15 protein-coding genes, 1 tRNA gene and 1 pseudogene are annotated in these 15,344 nt (G+C 69.3%); 13 read left to right on the forward strand and 4 right to left on the reverse strand.

The window, feature by feature from the left end:
* From J9611_RS06975 to J9611_RS06990, 4 genes are all read left to right on the forward strand, one after another.
* On the forward strand, window positions 1-1,301 hold a 1,301-nt coding region (locus J9611_RS06975), incomplete at its 5' end, for an aspartate aminotransferase family protein (protein ID WP_211878852.1).
* Between the two features lie 61 nt (window positions 1,302-1,362).
* Window positions 1,363-2,448, forward strand: a complete 1,086-nt coding sequence (locus J9611_RS06980) for a phosphotransacetylase (protein WP_211878854.1) — start codon at window positions 1,363-1,365, stop codon at window positions 2,446-2,448.
* A gap of 92 nt (window positions 2,449-2,540) precedes the next feature.
* Window positions 2,541-3,608: a YeiH family protein gene (locus J9611_RS06985; protein WP_211878856.1), complete on the forward strand. Its 1,068-nt coding sequence runs from the start codon at window positions 2,541-2,543 to the stop codon at window positions 3,606-3,608.
* An 11-nt stretch (window positions 3,609-3,619) separates the two neighbouring features.
* A complete protein-coding gene (locus J9611_RS06990) occupies window positions 3,620-4,339 on the forward strand; it encodes a sulfite exporter TauE/SafE family protein (RefSeq protein WP_211878858.1) in 720 nt (239 codons plus the stop codon).
* A gap of 86 nt (window positions 4,340-4,425) precedes the next feature.
* Here the strand turns inward: J9611_RS06990 and J9611_RS06995 are convergent.
* Window positions 4,426-4,607: pseudogene (locus J9611_RS06995) on the reverse strand (SMR family transporter); the annotation flags it as partial.
* A gap of 262 nt (window positions 4,608-4,869) precedes the next feature.
* Between J9611_RS06995 and J9611_RS07000 the strand changes: the two are divergent.
* Together J9611_RS07000 and J9611_RS07005 are read left to right on the forward strand one after the other, a co-directional pair.
* Window positions 4,870-5,208 (forward strand): hypothetical protein, encoded by a 339-nt coding sequence (locus J9611_RS07000; RefSeq protein WP_211878861.1) that lies wholly within the window; start codon window positions 4,870-4,872, stop codon window positions 5,206-5,208.
* A 189-nt stretch (window positions 5,209-5,397) separates the two neighbouring features.
* Window positions 5,398-6,339: an endonuclease/exonuclease/phosphatase family protein gene (locus tag J9611_RS07005; protein WP_211878863.1), complete on the forward strand. Its 942-nt coding sequence runs from the start codon at window positions 5,398-5,400 to the stop codon at window positions 6,337-6,339.
* Between the two features lie 97 nt (window positions 6,340-6,436).
* Here the strand turns inward: J9611_RS07005 and J9611_RS07010 are convergent.
* Window positions 6,437-6,526, reverse strand: a tRNA-Ser gene (locus tag J9611_RS07010).
* A 170-nt stretch (window positions 6,527-6,696) separates the two neighbouring features.
* Between J9611_RS07010 and J9611_RS07015 the strand changes: the two genes are divergently transcribed.
* The 4 genes from J9611_RS07015 to J9611_RS07030 are packed head-to-tail and all read left to right on the forward strand — an operon-like array spanning window position 6,697 to window position 10,623.
* Entirely contained in the window at window positions 6,697-7,719 is a 1,023-nt protein-coding gene (locus tag J9611_RS07015) for a zinc-binding alcohol dehydrogenase (RefSeq protein ID WP_211878865.1), read from the forward strand.
* A gap of 4 nt (window positions 7,720-7,723) precedes the next feature.
* On the forward strand, window positions 7,724-8,122 hold the full coding sequence (locus J9611_RS07020) for a 6-pyruvoyl trahydropterin synthase family protein (RefSeq protein ID WP_211878867.1): 399 nt from the start codon (window positions 7,724-7,726) through the stop codon (window positions 8,120-8,122).
* A gap of 7 nt (window positions 8,123-8,129) precedes the next feature.
* Window positions 8,130-9,290 (forward strand): glycosyltransferase, encoded by a 1,161-nt coding sequence (locus J9611_RS07025; protein WP_211878869.1) that lies wholly within the window; start codon window positions 8,130-8,132, stop codon window positions 9,288-9,290.
* Window positions 9,291-9,294: 4 nt separating this feature from the next.
* On the forward strand, window positions 9,295-10,623 hold the full coding sequence (locus J9611_RS07030) for a DNA glycosylase AlkZ-like family protein (protein WP_246527484.1): 1,329 nt from the start codon (window positions 9,295-9,297) through the stop codon (window positions 10,621-10,623).
* A 23-nt stretch (window positions 10,624-10,646) separates the two neighbouring features.
* Here J9611_RS07030 and J9611_RS07035 read toward each other — a convergent pair whose 3' ends face one another.
* Window positions 10,647-11,165, reverse strand: a complete 519-nt coding sequence (locus tag J9611_RS07035; RefSeq protein ID WP_211878871.1) for a nucleoside deaminase — start codon at window positions 11,163-11,165, stop codon at window positions 10,647-10,649.
* Between the two features lie 61 nt (window positions 11,166-11,226).
* Here J9611_RS07035 and J9611_RS07040 point away from each other — a divergent pair, with 61 nt between their 5' ends.
* From J9611_RS07040 to J9611_RS07050, 3 genes are all read left to right on the forward strand, one after another.
* A complete protein-coding gene (locus J9611_RS07040; protein ID WP_307857037.1) occupies window positions 11,227-12,054 on the forward strand; it encodes a phosphatase PAP2 family protein in 828 nt (275 codons plus the stop codon).
* Window positions 12,055-12,066: 12 nt separating this feature from the next.
* On the forward strand, window positions 12,067-12,702 hold the full coding sequence (gene upp, locus J9611_RS07045; RefSeq protein ID WP_211878875.1) for a uracil phosphoribosyltransferase: 636 nt from the start codon (window positions 12,067-12,069) through the stop codon (window positions 12,700-12,702).
* A gap of 118 nt (window positions 12,703-12,820) precedes the next feature.
* The gene (locus J9611_RS07050) at window positions 12,821-13,198 is read left to right on the forward strand and encodes a glyoxalase superfamily protein (protein WP_211878877.1); all 378 of its coding nucleotides are present in this window, start codon (window positions 12,821-12,823) and stop codon (window positions 13,196-13,198) included.
* Window positions 13,199-13,236: 38 nt separating this feature from the next.
* Here J9611_RS07050 and J9611_RS07055 read toward each other — a convergent pair whose 3' ends face one another.
* Window positions 13,237-15,342, reverse strand: coding sequence for an ArnT family glycosyltransferase (locus J9611_RS07055; protein WP_246527485.1), 2,106 nt, complete (start codon window positions 15,340-15,342; stop codon window positions 13,237-13,239).
* Between the last annotated feature and the right edge of the window lie 2 nt (window positions 15,343-15,344).

Below are 15,344 nucleotides of genomic sequence, written 5' to 3' on the forward strand. Positions count from 1 at the left end.
ACACCTGGGACAGCGAGTTCCCCATTTTTGTTCGTGGCGAAGGCAGCTACCTCATCGACACAGAGGGGGGCCGCTACCTGGACGGCCTCGCCGGCCTCTTCTGCGTCAACATGGGCCACGGCCGCAAGGACATCGCCAAGGCAGCCAGCGAACAGATCAGCACCCTGGCCTACGCCTCAAACTGGGGCTCGGCGCATCCGCCGGCCATCGAGGCCGCCGCCCTCATCGCGGACCTGGCCCCCGGCGACCTGGGTACCACGTTTTTCGTCAACTCCGGCTCCGAAGCCGTGGAGACTGCCCTGAAGTTTGCCCGCCAGTACTTCCGCAGCCAGGGCCAGCCGCAGCGCACCAAGGTCATCAGCCGCGACATGGCCTACCACGGCACGACCATGGGCGCCCTGTCGATCACGCAGCTGCCCAAGATCAAGGACCCGTTCGGCGAACTCCTGCCGGGCATCCGCAGCGTCCCGAACACCCTCGGCTTCACCGGCGACTGCGGCCCGGTCACCGAACTCGACTGCTTCCGGGCCATTGAGCGTGTGGTCCTCGAAGAGGGCCCCGAAACCGTTGCGGCGATCTTTGCCGAACCGGTCCAGAACGGCCGCGGAGCCCTCGTGGCACCGGACGGATATTGGCCGGCACTGCGCGCCCTGTGCGACAAGTACGGGATCCTCCTGGTCTCCGACGAAGTCATCTGCTCCTTCGGCCGGCTCGGCCACTTCTTCGGCTACGGCGTCACCGGCGTCGTCCCGGACATGGTCACCTTCGCCAAGGGCTCGACCTCCGGCTACGCACCCCTGGGCGGCCTGATCGTCCGTGAACAGCTGGTCCAGGAGCTGTTCAACTCCTCCACGGGCGGAGTCTTCACCCACGGCGCCACCTGGGGCGGGCACCCGGTGTCCACCGCCGTCGCGGTCGCCAACATCACCGCCATGCGGGACGAAAACGTCCTGGGCAACGTCCAGGAACAGGGCCCCAAGATCAGGGAGGCCCTGGAATCCCTGAAATCCTCGCACCGTTGCGTCAAGGCGGTCCGGGGCACCGGCTTCTTCTACGCGATCGAACTCATGGCGGACAGCTTCAGCGGCCGCGAACTGACCGAGGCCGAGTCGCTGAAGGTCCTGCGCGAAGTCCTGCCCGAGTCCTTCAAGCGGACCAAGGTGATCCTGCGCGGAGACGACCGCGGCGCCACCATGATCATGATCTCCCCGCCGCTCGTGGCCGACGCCGAGGTCCTGTCCGCGTTGCTGCACGGCGTCGACGGCATGCTCAACGACGTCGAAAAGGCCATCCAGCCTTAAAGCCGCGGCTTCCGGTTCCCCCTGCGGAGACCTCCCTGGCGGGGTCTCCGCAGGGCTCGATATGAGAGGTAAGACGATGGCGACGGCGGTTATTAACCAGCGGGGATCGCAGGCAGCGCGGCCCGCGGGGAGTGCAGCGTTTGAGCGCTGGCGACAGGAACTTTCCGGCCGCGGCCGGGTGGTGGGATTCGCCGACGGCGAGGACGCACGCGCCGTCCGCGCCGCCAGTATGCTGGCGGCCGAAGGGATTCTCCAGCCCCGGCTGATCGGCAGGAACGACGAAATCCGGCGGCTGGCCGCCGGGCTGGGCTGTGCCCTGCCCGGGGATGCCATCCTCGACGTCGGTGCGCTGGCCCGCGACAGCGCGGTGGCCGCGCTGATCGGCGAGGCCTATGCCCGCAAGCCCCGGCAGCTGCCCCAGGCCCAACAGGAGCCTGTCCATGTTGCCGCGGCCGCGTTGCGGGCCGGGTACCTTGATGCCTGCGTGGCGGGGGCGGGCGCTCCCACAGCCCTGGTGCTCCGTGCCGCGCTGCGCGTGGTGGGCTTGGCTCCCGGCTGCACCACCCTGAGCAGCTCTTTCCTGATGCTGCTTCCCGACGGCAGGGAACTGACGTTCGGCGATTGCGCCGTCGTGCCGGATCCGTCCGCGGAACAGCTGGCGGACATCGCCGCTTCGGCGGCGGCCTCGCACCAGGCGCTGACCGGGCAGACTCCGAAGGTGGCCATGCTGTCCTTCAGCACCCGCGGCAGCGCCGTCCATCCGCACGTGGACAAGGTCAGGGCCGCGGTGGGGATCCTGCGGACCCTTCACCCGCTGCTGCAGGTGGACGGCGAGCTGCAGTTCGACGCTGCCCTTGTCCCCACGATCGGTGCGTCGAAGGCGCCCGGCTCGGAGGTCGCCGGCCAGGCGAATGTCCTGGTGTTCCCCAGCCTGGATGCCGGGAACATCGGCTACAAGATCACCGAACGCCTCGGCGGAGCCGTCGCCGTGGGCCCCATCCTGCAGGGCCTGTCCGTACCCTTGAACGACCTGTCCCGGGGCTGCAGCGCGGAGGACATCGCCTCCGTGGGCCTGCTAAGCGCCATGCAATCGCTGTCCGCCGCCGCTGCCACCAGCCGGCCCGGGCTTCCGCCCTCAGCGGCCTGAGCATCCGGCCACCGTTTCAATTGCTGCCTCGAAAGAAAGGAGATCCGGCCTGGGCCTGGCGCGTGCCGGCTCCGGATGGATCGCAGACGACCATGACACAAGACGTTGCCACACCCGTAGGAAGCGACAAGCAGGGTGGACTTCTTTCCCGGGGCCTGCGGTACAAGCGGCTGCCCGGGCTCGCGCTGGCAGCCGCCGCCGTCGCCGCTGCGTGGCTCATCCACGCGGCCGTCCCCGTGCTGCCCTTCCTCACGGTGGCCGTCATCCTGGGCATCCTCTCCGCGAACCTGCCCGGGATCAGCACTGCAGTTGAAGGAGTCATGCAGCCCGGGCTGGTGCTGGCCGCGAAGAGGTTCATGCGGCTCGGCATCGTGCTGCTCGGCCTGAAGCTCAGCCTCATTGACGTGGCCGCGCTCGGCTGGGCGACGCTGGGGATCGTGGTGGGCATCGTCCTGCTGACCTTTGTGGGGACACTGCTGCTGGGCAAGGCTCTGAAACTTCCGGGCGACCAGCCCTTGCTCCTGGCCGCAGGCTTTTCCATCTGCGGCGCCTCCGCCATCGGCGCCATGAGCGGGGTGACCAAGACGGACCACCGCGGCACCGTCGTCCCCATCGCGCTCGTGACATTGTGCGGAACGCTTGCCATTGCCGTGCTGCCCGCCCTCAAGGGTCCTCTCGGCCTGGACGATGTCCAGTTCGGGCACTGGGTGGGGGCCGGGGTCCATGATGTGGGGCAGGTTGTGGCGACCGCGCAGACAGCCGGTGCCACGGCCCTGGCCGGAGCACTGATCATCAAGCTCACCCGGGTCCTGATGCTTGCCCCGATGGTCACCGGAGCCGCACTGGTGCAGCGCTACCGCAGCCGGGCGGCGGCCAGCGGCACCGAAAAAAGCAACCTCAAGTTCCCGCCGCTGATCCCGCTCTTCGTGGCCGGATTCATGGCGATGATCGTGCTGCGGACGCTGGGAATCCTGCCGCACGCGGCCCTGGAAGGTGCCGCCATCGCCCAGGATCTTCTGCTGGCCGCAGCCCTCTTCGGGCTGGGGGCATCGGTGCAGATGCGGTCCTTGCTTCACACCAGCGGCAGGGCCATTGTCGCCGCTATGCTCTCGTGGGGCCTCATCGGAGTACTCGCCTATGTGGGAGTGCAACTTATCTAGGAGTGGACGCCATGACCACCACGGAACTCATCATTTCGGCGTTCGTTGTTGCCATCGCCGTAGTGGCACAGGCTGGCACCGGGTCCGGTTTCGGCATCGTGGCGTCCCCGCTCCTGCTGATGATCAGCCCGCGTCTGGTGCCCGGCCCTCTGTTGCTCATCTCTGTCGTGGTCATGCTGTTTGTCACGTGGCAGAATCGGAGGGGCCTGCGGCATCTGGACCTCAAGTCGGCCATTGCCGGCTGTCTGCCCGGTGCATTTGCCGGACTGTTCGTCTTGCCCCTGTTGGACGGCAAATGGACGGGGATGATCATCGGCGGGCTGGTGGTGGCCAGCGTGCTCGCCGCACTCACACGGTTCCGCGCCCCGCAAAGCCGCTTCTCCCTGTTCGTCGCCGGAGTGATCGGCGGGGTCCTGGGGACGGTTGCCTCGACCTCAGGGCCGCCGCTCGTGGCGGTCTACCGCACCGAGGACGCGGACCGCTACCGCGCCAACCTCTCGCTGTTCTTCTTCGTCTCGTGCCTGGTCTCGCTGCTGGTCCTCATCGGGTCCGGTTCCTTCGACACCTCGGATCTGCTGCTCTCCGGCTGGATGCTGCCGGGTGTAGTTCTCGGTGCCCTGGCATCATGGCCGGTGGTGAAGCGGATTTCCGCCGCCGCCATCCGTCCCGCGGCCCTCAGCCTCTGCCTTGCGGTCGGGGTGAGCTTGCTTATCAAAGGCGCTCTTGCCTGACGGGTGCACGGGATCACCCACCGGAAGTAGCTTCAGCCCTGCGGCGCACCCGACAATTCCGGCAATACACGGCTTCGACAGCATGTTTACGCCACCGCCTTCAGGCCGGCAACGCACGCGGCGACCCGCCGAGCAGCAGCAGCCGCGCCGCCGTCGGGCGTTCCACGTTGGTGATCGCGTAGGCGGACGCCAGTACGGCGCCCGCACCCACCCACACCGCATAGGCTGTACCCGTGGGGATGGACTGCATGGCGACTGCGGGGCCGCCCGGTGCCGGCGCACCCGCTTCGCGTGGGCATAGTCAGGGGCCATTTTCCTCGTCACTGTCCTGCGCTCACTCATGGAAAGCTCCATGGATCAGGCGTACCCGCACCCGAGCCCTAAAGCACTGTCCAGGCGGAGGTTTTCAGCTGAGGCAACGTATCCGGCTACGCGGAGGTATTAGACGAGTCAACGCGGTTCCTATCCGGCGATCCGTCGCGGACGTAGACTGCTGGCGTACATTGCCAACAACGTCGCAGGAGATGGACATGAGCTATTCAGGGACCGGTAACGAGAAAGCCGTCACAGCGAGTGATCTTAACCGGACACATGTGGGACTGAGCGTGAGCTTTGAGCCGGACGAATTCACTGTGGTGTTCGGCCGGATCGGCGCGATCGCACGCAAGGAGGGCGGAGTGACCATCGCCTTGGAAGGGGTGGACGGCACCGGCGGCCTGCCCTCGCACTACAGCCTGCCCCCGGCCCACCAGGTGTATGTGCAGCCCGACATGCTCACCAACACCGAGTCCACCATCAAGGACTTGTTCGGCAAGGTCCAGGACAATCTGCGGGGCCATAAGGGGGACCATCGGCCGGACACCATGTAACGCCGGCGCCCCGTCCTGCGGGCAAAGCGCGGCACGGTGGGATTGGCGTGCTCTTCCTATCCAGAGCCGGAAAGACAGCAAGGCCGGCGCTCTGTATCCGGCTACCTTTACGCCCTACAATCGAGTCCTCATGAGCAGCGATATCGGGATGCTCTTCAAGGGGCTGGGGACAGGCGAACGGGGAATACATTGCTATCTTTCCAGCAGGGAAATCCAGACCGCAGCGAATCCAGGAAGCCGACTGCCGCCACCACTGCATCGGTCATCATGTTTGCCTTTGCCGCGTCCGTGCTCGGCGCGGCACCGTCAAATGCGGCAGGCATTACAACCGTCAAAGTCGCCTCCTACAACGTCGACTCGGCGTGGCGGGAGGTGTCCCAGCCCGAAGTCCCCACTTGGGATTCACGCGTTGTCGGTGTCAAGAATGTCATCAATACCGTAAAGCCTGATGTGATCGGCATTCAGGAAGCGCGGAACATCACGGTTGGCCTGCGCACTTACACGCAGGCGTCCGATATTCAGCGGATGACCGGATACGCCATGTACCAGCCTGCCGACGGCGCGACGGTGCCCATCCCGATCATGTGGCGCGGGGGGCTGTTCCAGATGACCGCTTCCGGCTACAAGGTTTTCGAGTTCAAGCCCTATCCGGACTACGGTCGCGCGATGACATGGGTCAGGCTGAAGTCCAAGGCGACGGGCAAAGAGTTTTTCGTCTTCAACACCCACTTTGAGGTCGGCGCCGACGAGCAGGCTGCCCGCATTTCCGAGGCAACAATGCTCGCGGCAGAGATCAAGCGGGTCAATCCCGGCGGGTTGCCGGCCTTTGTGACTGGAGACTTCAACGCCCAGGCAAGCATCTCCGCCCCGCAGGAAACCCAGCTCAACGCTATCGGCTACACGGACAGTTACGGGATTGCTGCTGCAAGGATGCACCCTGACTACAACACCTACAACGGATACACGGTTCCGGCGGTGGGTGACCAGCGTATTGATCAGGTGTACGTCGGTGCCGCCAGCAACATCTCGGTCCAGCACTGGGAGAACTGGACGCCATACGGCAATCAGATTGTCGTTGGGCGGCCGCCGTCCGACCATGACCTGATCTACACCACCGCTACATTCCCGTAGCAACCGGTTGCGCTCAAAGTGCCCCCGCGGGACTGAATTACAAAAAGCGAAGGCGCCTACTTCGCTGTGTTATCAACGATGTAGACGCCTGCTCACTTGGCGGTGACGGTGGGATTTGAACCCACGTTGGCTTTGACACCAAACAACATTTCGAGTGTTGCACCTTCGGCCGCTCGGACACGTCACCAACCTGTATAGGGTACCCGAGCATGGCCCGCATCCCAAAACGGCCCTAAAACCACGGCCCCCGGCGCCGCCCGTAGCGGACGGCTCCGCCGTCCGTACGACCCCGGCGACCCGCCCGGGGCCGGGAGCCCTTCCCCGCGCACCGTCATGGGCACTAGATTCATCAGCAAGATGATCATTCCAGGAGAGCCCACCGCAGCCACCGCCTATTGGACCGTCGGACCCGAAAAGGGCGAGCTCCGGCGCGAGGACCTGCCCGCCCCCGGCCCCGGCGAGGCCCTCGTGCGCACCCTCTACTCCGGCATTAGCAAGGGCACGGAACTCGTGGTGCACAACGCCCGCGTGCCGCAATGCGTGGCCCGGGAAATGGCCGCGCCGCACCAGGAAGGCGCCTTCCCCTCGCCCGTGAAATTCGGCTACCTCTCCGTCGGCATCGTGGAGGAGGGCCCGGCGGACTGGCCCGGCAAGACGGTCTTCTGCCTGTACCCGCACCAGGACCGCTACATCGTCCCGGTGGAGTCCCTCACCGTGGTCCCCGACGACGTCCCGGCCCGCCGCGCGGTGCTCACCGGCACCGTCGAAACCGCCGTCAACGGGCTCTGGGAAGCCGGCCCGCGGCTGGGCGACCGCGTCGCCGTGATCGGCGCCGGACTCGTCGGCGGCATGGTGGCGAAGCTCCTGGGCGCCTTTCCGCTGGCCCGCCTGCAGCTGGTCGACGTCGACCCGGCCAAGCGCACGTTCGCCGAGGCTCTCGGCGTTCAGTTCTGCCACCCTGACGACGCCCTGCCGGACTGTGACATCGTGATCCACTGCTCCGCCTCACAGGAGGGCCTCGAGCGGAGCCTGCAGCTGGCCGGTGACGAGGGCGACGTGATCGAGATGTCCTGGTACGCCGACCGCAAGGTCACCCTGCCGCTGGGGGAGGACTTCCACGCCCGCCGGCTCTCCGTCCGCGCCAGCCAGGTGGGGGTGGTGGCCCGGGCCCGCCGGCACCGCCGCACCGCCGCGGACCGGCTCAGGCTCGCCGTGTCCCTGTTGAACGATCCCGCGTTCGACGTCTTCCTCACCGGGGCCTCCCCGTTCGAAGAGCTGCCCGGCGTCGTCCAGCAGCTGTCCGACGGCGCGCTGGGCGCGCTCTGCCACGTCATTGAATACCCCGTCATCGAATACCCATCAACAGAAGCCACGAGGTAAGACCGTGTTCAGCCTGACTGTCCGCAGCCATTTCATGATTGCCCACAGCCTGCCCGGTGAGGTGTTCGGCCCCGCCCAGGGCCTGCACGGGGCGACCTTCGTCGCGGAGGTGTCGTTCCGCCGTCGTGCGCTCAATGACGACTCGATTGTCCTGGACATCGGCGAGGCCGGGAAGGTGCTGGAGTCGGTCCTGGCGGGCCTGAACTACAAGAACCTCGACGAGCACCCCGATTTCGCGGGCAAGCTGAGCACCACCGAGGCCCTGGCCCGGTACATCGCCGACGCCGTGGCGGCGCAGATCCGCCCCGGCCCGGACGGAGGCGGGCTGGCGGGCCTGGACGTCACCCTGCGCGAGACACCGGACGCCTGGGCCGGCTACTCGCTCGACTTCGACGCCAGCTAGGAATCCGGTGAAGCCGCCCGGCCCCCGCATCCGCCTGGTGGTGCCCGGCAACGTGCGCCACAACTCCGGCGGCAACGTCTACAACGCCGCCCTGGCCCGGGAGCTGGCCGCCGCCGGCGCCGAAGTGGAGACCTGCCCGCTCGACGGCGGCTGGCCCGTCGGCAGCGCCGGGGACCGGCGGCGGCTGGCCGCCGTGCTGCGTGCCCCCGCCGGCGGGGAGGACCAGGCAGGGGACAAGGCGGGGGAGGAGATAGTCCTCGTGGACGGGCTGCTCGCCTGCGGGGCGCCGGACGCGCTGGAAAGGGCCGCGGCCGCCGGCCGGCCCGTCTGGATCCTGCTGCACATGCCCCTGGACCAGCACCCGGAACTGGAACGCCGCGCCCTGCACGCCGCGGCCGGGGTCATCTGCACCAGCAGCTCCGCCGCGGCCGGCATCCGGGCGAGGCATGGGTTCGACCGCGCCAAGGTGGCGTTGCCGGGCACCGACCCGGCCCCGCTGGCCGCGGGCTCGCGGCCCCCGCACCTCATCGCCGCCGCGGCCTTGCTGCCGAACAAGGACCAGTCGCTGCTGATCGCCGCGCTCGCCCGGCTCGCCGGGCTGCCCTGGACGGCGTCCCTCCCAGGCTCCGACACTGCAGACCCCGGCTACGCCGCCCGGCTCCGGGACACCGTGGAGCGCCTGGGGCTGCGGCACCGCATCACCGTGCCCGGCGAGCTGCGCGGCGCCGCGCTGGAATCCGAATGGGCCGCGGCCGACCTCAGCCTGCTCGTCTCCCGCGCGGAGGCCTACGGACTGGTGGTCACCGAATCGCTCGCCCGCGGCATCCCGGTGGTGGTGCGCGAGGGCACGGGCGCCGTCGAGGCGCTCGCCGCCGGCGGCGTTCGGGCGGGCGCCGTCGAGGCGCTCGCCGGCGGGGAAACAGCACCCGTGCCGGGCACCGCCGTCGCACTTGCGGCAGACCCGGCCCCGCTGGCCGACGTTCTGCGCCGCTGGCTCACGGATCCCGCTCTCCAGGCGCGCTGGCGGGATGCCGCCGTGGCCGCACGGGACCGGCTGCCCGGCTGGGACGCCACGGCCCGGACGGTGCTGGCGATTCTCGGGGCCGACGTGCCGGACGGCAGACCCGGCCGGGTTCATTCCGCTGGCGGACAAGCTGTTGGAGAATGAGCGCATGACAATCGAGGAGCCCATGACAATCGAGCCGATGACAGCCGGGGTGCCTCCCGCCGGGACCCTCACGCCCGGGCGGCTGCGCGCCTGGGCCTGGCACAAACAGGGCCTGGACGGCTCGCTGGCCGGCCGCACCGCGGAGCAGGTCTTTGCCCGGGCCGGCTGGGCGCGGTCCGTGGGCGGCGCGAATCCCTATCTCACGCTCTTCGCCCGTGCCGGCATCCGCCGCGAACAGGTCGACGCCGACGTCCTCTCCCACCGCATCCTCGAACTCCCCACCGCCCGCGGCTGCACCTACGTCCTGGGCCGTGACGACTTCGCCTGGGCGTTGCAGCTGGGCAAGGATGCCGAGGAGGCGTTCCGGATCCTCGGCCGGTTGGGCGTGGACCGCAGCGAAATCACGCTCCTCGAGGAACAGGTCCTGCACACCCTCGCCGAAGCTTCCGCGCCGCTGGATCCCAAGCAGCTCAAGGAGGAGCTGGGCGATTCCGTGCGCAGCCTCGGCGAGGAAGGCAAGAAGAAGGGCGCCGCCACCACGCTGCCCACCGCCCTCGGGATACTGCAGGCGCAGGGCAGGATCCGCCGCGTCCCCGTCAACGGGCGCCTTGACCAGCAGCGCTACGCGTACGAGCTGTGGGGGCTGCCGCGGGGCCCCCTGGACGACGACGGGGCCCGCACCGAGCTGATCTGCCGTTACCTGGGCTGGACCGGCGGCGCCACCCTCAAACAGTCCCAGTGGTTCACCGGATTCACCGTGGCGCAGAGCAAGGCGGCGCTGGCCGCCGTCGGCGCCGTGCAGGTGGCCGCCGGGGTGACCACTGAGGTGACCACCGGCGGGGGCGGGACGCTGTGGATGCTGCCCGACGACGTCGAGCGCCTCGCCGCCTTCGAGGAACCCGCCGAGGAGCAGATCCAGCTGCTCGCCGGGACGGATTCACTGATGCTGCTGCGGCGCAACGCGGCGGAGCTGCTGGCCGAGGACGCCCCTGACGGGGCCGCCCCTGAGGGGGACGCCCTTGAAAGGGCCGCCCCTGAAAGGGACAACACCGTCAGGCAGGCCCTCGGCTCGCTGGCGCTGCAGGCCGATCTTCCGGACCACCCCATCCTGGACCGCGGCCGGATCATCGGGTTCTGGCAGTACGATCCGGGCAAGGAACGGATCGTTTCCCGGGTCTTCCGCAACCGGACGCCGGCGGTGGACCGGCGGATCGCCGAGGTCCAGGCCTGGATCAGGGAGGACCTCGGCGACTTCCGCGCCTACAGCCTGGATTCACCTGCCTCCCGGCAGCAGCGGATCGACGGCCTGGCCGCGTCCGCCGGCGCCAACTAGACCGGCGGGTGGACCGACATGGCTCAACCGGTGCGGTGTCCGGCGAAGAAGTCCCGCAGCAGCGCCGCGCACTCCGGCTCCCGGACCCCCGCATACACTTCCACCCAGTGGTTGAGCCGGCGCTCGCGGAGAATGTCGAACACGGATCCGGCGGCCCCGGCCTTCTCATCCCACGCGCCGAACACCACCCGCGGGATCCGGGCCAGCACCACCGCGCCGGCGCACATGGCACAGGGCTCCAGCGTCACCACCAGGGTGCAGTCCGCCAGCCGCCATCCGCTAGGCCGCGGGGCGCCTGCGGATTCCCGGGCCGCCGCCCGCAGCTCCCGCAGCCGCGCCGCGGCCTCGCGGATGGCCACCATCTCGGCGTGCGCCGTCGGGTCCCCGAGCGCTTCGCGTTCGTTCCGTCCGGAGCCGAGCACGCCGCCGTCGGGCCCGATCACGACGGCGCCGATCGGCACATCCGCGGTGGCAAGCGCCCGGCGCGCCTCGGCGAGGGCAAGGCCCATCCAGGCGGCATGGCGGGGCTCCGGGGCGGTCATTGCTCAATGATAGTTTCGTGGAAAGGGAAGCCGTGAAATGGCGAGGAGCCGGGAGGCAGCCGTGAGGACAGTGCCGGAGCACTTCACCGACCGCTGGGGCCGCTGGGTGGTGCCGTACGCGGCCCTGTGGATCACCCTGCTGGTGGGCGGCGTGGTCGTGGTGATCCTCGCGCTGCTGGGCGCCGAGGTGTACGACAACGTGGTGGACGACGTCGGGCTGGCGAGCCTGGACAAGCCCACGCTGGCCTTCGCCGAGCAGTTGCGCAGTCCCGCGCTGGACTCCGCCGTGACAGCATTCACCAATATCGGCGGCGGAATCGGCATGCCCATCCTGGCCACCATCCTGACCGCGTGGCTGACCTTCGTCACCCGCAGTTGGCGGGCGCTGATCCTGGTCGGCGGCGCCGCGGCTTTCTCGGTGACGGCCACCACCCTGGGCAAGAAGCTCGTCGGGCGCACCCGGCCGGACCACGCCGACGCCGTCCCGCCCTACGAGACGTCGCCCTCCTTCCCCAGCGGGCACACCCTCAACACCACCGTGGTCATCGGCGTGGTGGTGTACCTCGCGTGCCTGCAGGTGAAACGGACCATCGCCCGGGTCGGACTGATCACCGCGGGTGTGATCTTCATCGTGGCCATGGGCCTGAGCCGGGTCTTCCTGGGCCACCACTGGATGACGGACGTGATCGTCGGCTGGCTGCTGGGGCTGGCCTGGGTGGGGATCGTGATCCTCGCGCACAGGCTCTTCCACGTGATCCTGCACCGCGAACATGCGGGTCCGGCGCCGACGTTTGACCATCCCCTCCGGGAAACCGCCGGAGCTGCGGACGGCGCACCGGGCGACGGCGCTGCGCGCCGCCCCACGGGAGGGCCGCCGACGGCCGGATGATAGTTTTGACGCATGCGCATCCTCGTTGTGGACCACCCGCTGGTCGCCCATAAGCTCACCGTTCTGCGGGACAAAAACACCCCGTCCCCGGTCTTCCGCCAGCTCACCGAGGAGCTCGTCACGCTCCTTGCCTACGAGGCCACCCGCGAGGTCCGCACCGAGCCGGTCTCCATCGAGACGCCGGTCGCCACCACCATCGGCACCGCCTTCACCAAGCCCACCCCGCTGGTGGTTCCGATCCTCCGCGCCGGCCTTGGCATGCTCGAGGGCATGACCAAGCTGGTCCCCACCGCCGAGGTCGGCTTCCTGGGCATGGCCCGCGATGAAGAGACCCTGGACATCATCACGTACGCCGAACGCCTCCCCGAGAACCTCACGGACCGCCAGATCTTCGTCCTGGACCCCATGCTGGCCACCGGCGGCACGCTGCGCGAGGCCATCAAGTTCCTCTTCAAGCGCGGCGCCTCCGACGTCACCTGCATCTGCCTCCTGGCAGCCCCCGAGGGCCTGGCCAAGCTGGAGGAGGAACTCGCCGACGCCAACGTGACCATCGTCCTGGCCTCCATCGACGAGAAACTCAATGAGAAGTCCTACATCGTGCCGGGCCTCGGCGACGCCGGGGACCGGCTCTACGGCGTGGCCGGGTAGATTCCCGCCAAGGGCCGGTTTTTGCTGCCGGACCGTTCCGGGCGCCGAGGCCTGGACCCCTGGCTTGTCTGGGCGCCGGGCTTTCCGGATCGTCCTGTCCACGGCTAGCCTGTGCACCATGGACTGGAAACTCGAACTCGTCATCGTCCCCGTATCCGATGTGGACCGCGCCAAGGACTTCTACGTCAACCAGGTCGGCTTCAACCCCGACTACGACGAGCGGCCCATGGACGGCATCCGCTTCGTCCAGCTGACCCCGCCCGGCTCCGGCTGTTCGATTGCCATCGGGGAGGGCCTCAACGATGCTCCTCCCGGCACCGCCCCCAGCCTTCAGCTCGTGGTCAGCGACATCCAGGCCGCGCACAGGCAGCTCAAGGACAACGGCGTGGAGGTCAGCGATGTCGACGTCCAGGACTGGGGGCACTTCGTCTATTTCGCTGATCCCGACGGCAACAAATGGGCGGTGCAGTACATCCCCAACCGGCCCAACGGCTAGGCGCGCACCGCCGGACGCCGGCCCCTGCCTCAGGTCGGTTACAGCTCGTACATGGTGGTGCCGCCCACGGTCTGCGCGGTGAAATTCGCCTGCACCCACGCCCCGATCCGGGCCGCCGAGTCCGATCCGGTTCCGCCCTGCATCATCCGCCCTGCGATGAAGTAGTGGATCCTCCCCTCGGCCACGAACTGCTGGAACTCCTCCAGCGTCGGGGCAGGGTCGGTGCCGTTGAACCCGCCGACGGCCATCACCGGGAGCTCCGTCGCCAGCTGGTACCCGGCGGCGTTGTTGGATCCGACGACGGCGGCAGCCCAGGTGTACTTCCCCGCGTTCGTCTTCAGCGCGGTGACCACGGCGGACGACGGCGTGCTGGCGCCCAGCAGGCCACCCATGCCGCCTCCGCCCGCGCCCGGCCCACGGACTGAGCCGGTCGCGTTGGCGTTGCCGTTGGTGTTGCCCGTGGTGTTGCCCTGCCCGGCGAACGCCGGCGGCATTCCGGGCCCGCCCCTGCCCGCGGCGGCCGGTCCCGCACTGACGATCGCGCCGCTGTGGGCCGTTGCCGCGGTGGCCAGTGAGTACGCCAGCGGGCCCGCGAGCGCGGCGGCGACGGCGAGGGCCGCCGTCGTCCGCGTGAGGATGCCGGGCGCCGCGAGGCGGGGGACCGCGGCGCCGGCCAGCACCAGGACGCCGGCGGCGATCGCCCCGAGAAGCACCACCCAGCGCAGCCACGGCAGGAACGCCGCGGTTCGGCCCAGCAGTTCCGACGCCAGGAGGCCGGCGGCCAGGAGCGCTCCGGCGAGGACCGCGGCGGCCACCGGCCGGGCACGGCGCTGCCAGAGCAGGATGCCGCCCAGGCCAGCGAGTCCTGCGATCCCGGGGGCCAGGGCCACCATGTAATACGGGTGGATGATGCCTGCCATGAGGCTGAACGTCAGTCCCGTGACCACCACCCAGGCGCCCCAGACGATCACCGAGGCCCGCACGGCGTCGGTGCGCGGGGCCCGCCGGCCCAGCCACAACAGGCCGGCTCCGAGCAGCAGCGCGGACGGAAGCAGCCACGCGACCTGGCCGCCGAACTCGCTGTTGAAGAGCCGGAACAGTCCGGGCGTGCCCCAGCCGTTGCCGCCGCCCACGCTTCCGGTCTCCGCGCCGTTCAGCCGCCCCAGGCCGTTGTAGCCGAGCGTCAGTTCCAGGATGGAGTTGTTCTGCGAGCCGCCGATATACGGCCGGGAGTCCGCGGGGATGAGCTCGACGGCGGCCAGCCACCACCCTGCCGAGACGGCCAGCGCCGCGCCGGCGGCCAGGAGGTGGAGCAGGCGTTTGGCGGGACCGGCCGGGCCGGCAACCAGGTAGGCCACCGCGAAGCCCGGGACCACCAGCAGGACCTGCAGCTGCTTCGCCAGGAATCCGAAGCCCAGGAACACCCCGGCCAGCAGGAGCCAGCGCAGGGCAGCTTTCGCGGCGGTGGCGTCCTGGATGGAACGGAGCACTGCATACGCGGCCGCGGTCATGAGCAGCACCAGCAGGGCATCCGGGTTGTTGAAGCGGAACATGAGCACGGCCACCGGGGTCAGGGCCATGACCCCGCCGGCCAGCAGCCCGGCCCGGTGGGCCAGCCCGGCGTCCGCGGTGGCGGGTGCGGCGGCCCGGCGCACCGCAATGTAGACCAGCCAGACCGTCGCGACCCCCATGAGCGCCTGCGGCACGAGGATGCTCCAGGAACTGAGCCCGAACAGCCTGACGGACAGGCCCATCACCCAGAGCGAGGCCGGGGGTTTGTCCACCGTGATGGCGTTGGCGGCGTCGGAGGAGCCGAAAAACCAGGCCGTCCAGTCCTGCGATCCCGCCTGGGCCGCGGCGGAGTAGAACGCGTTGGCCCAGCCGGAGGCGCCAAGGTTCCACAGGTACAGGGCGCCGGTGGCCAGCAGCAGCACTGCCAGTTCCAGCCGCGGGAGCGTCAGCCGCGGGACCGTCAGCCTCTGGACCCGCCCGCTCCGGGAAGCCCGGGCCGCGTTCCGGCCCGTGGGCAGCGGGCCGGGACCCGGCGGCAGTGTGCCGTTCGCCGGGGTGGCCGCCGGCAGGGTGTGCTGCGGCCTGGTGCTTTGCGGAGCCGGGGAGGACGCGAGGTGCTCGGTGTCGGTCATGG

This window comes from Pseudarthrobacter albicanus, assembly GCF_018224015.1.
Classification (GTDB): domain Bacteria; phylum Actinomycetota; class Actinomycetes; order Actinomycetales; family Micrococcaceae; genus Arthrobacter; species Arthrobacter albicanus.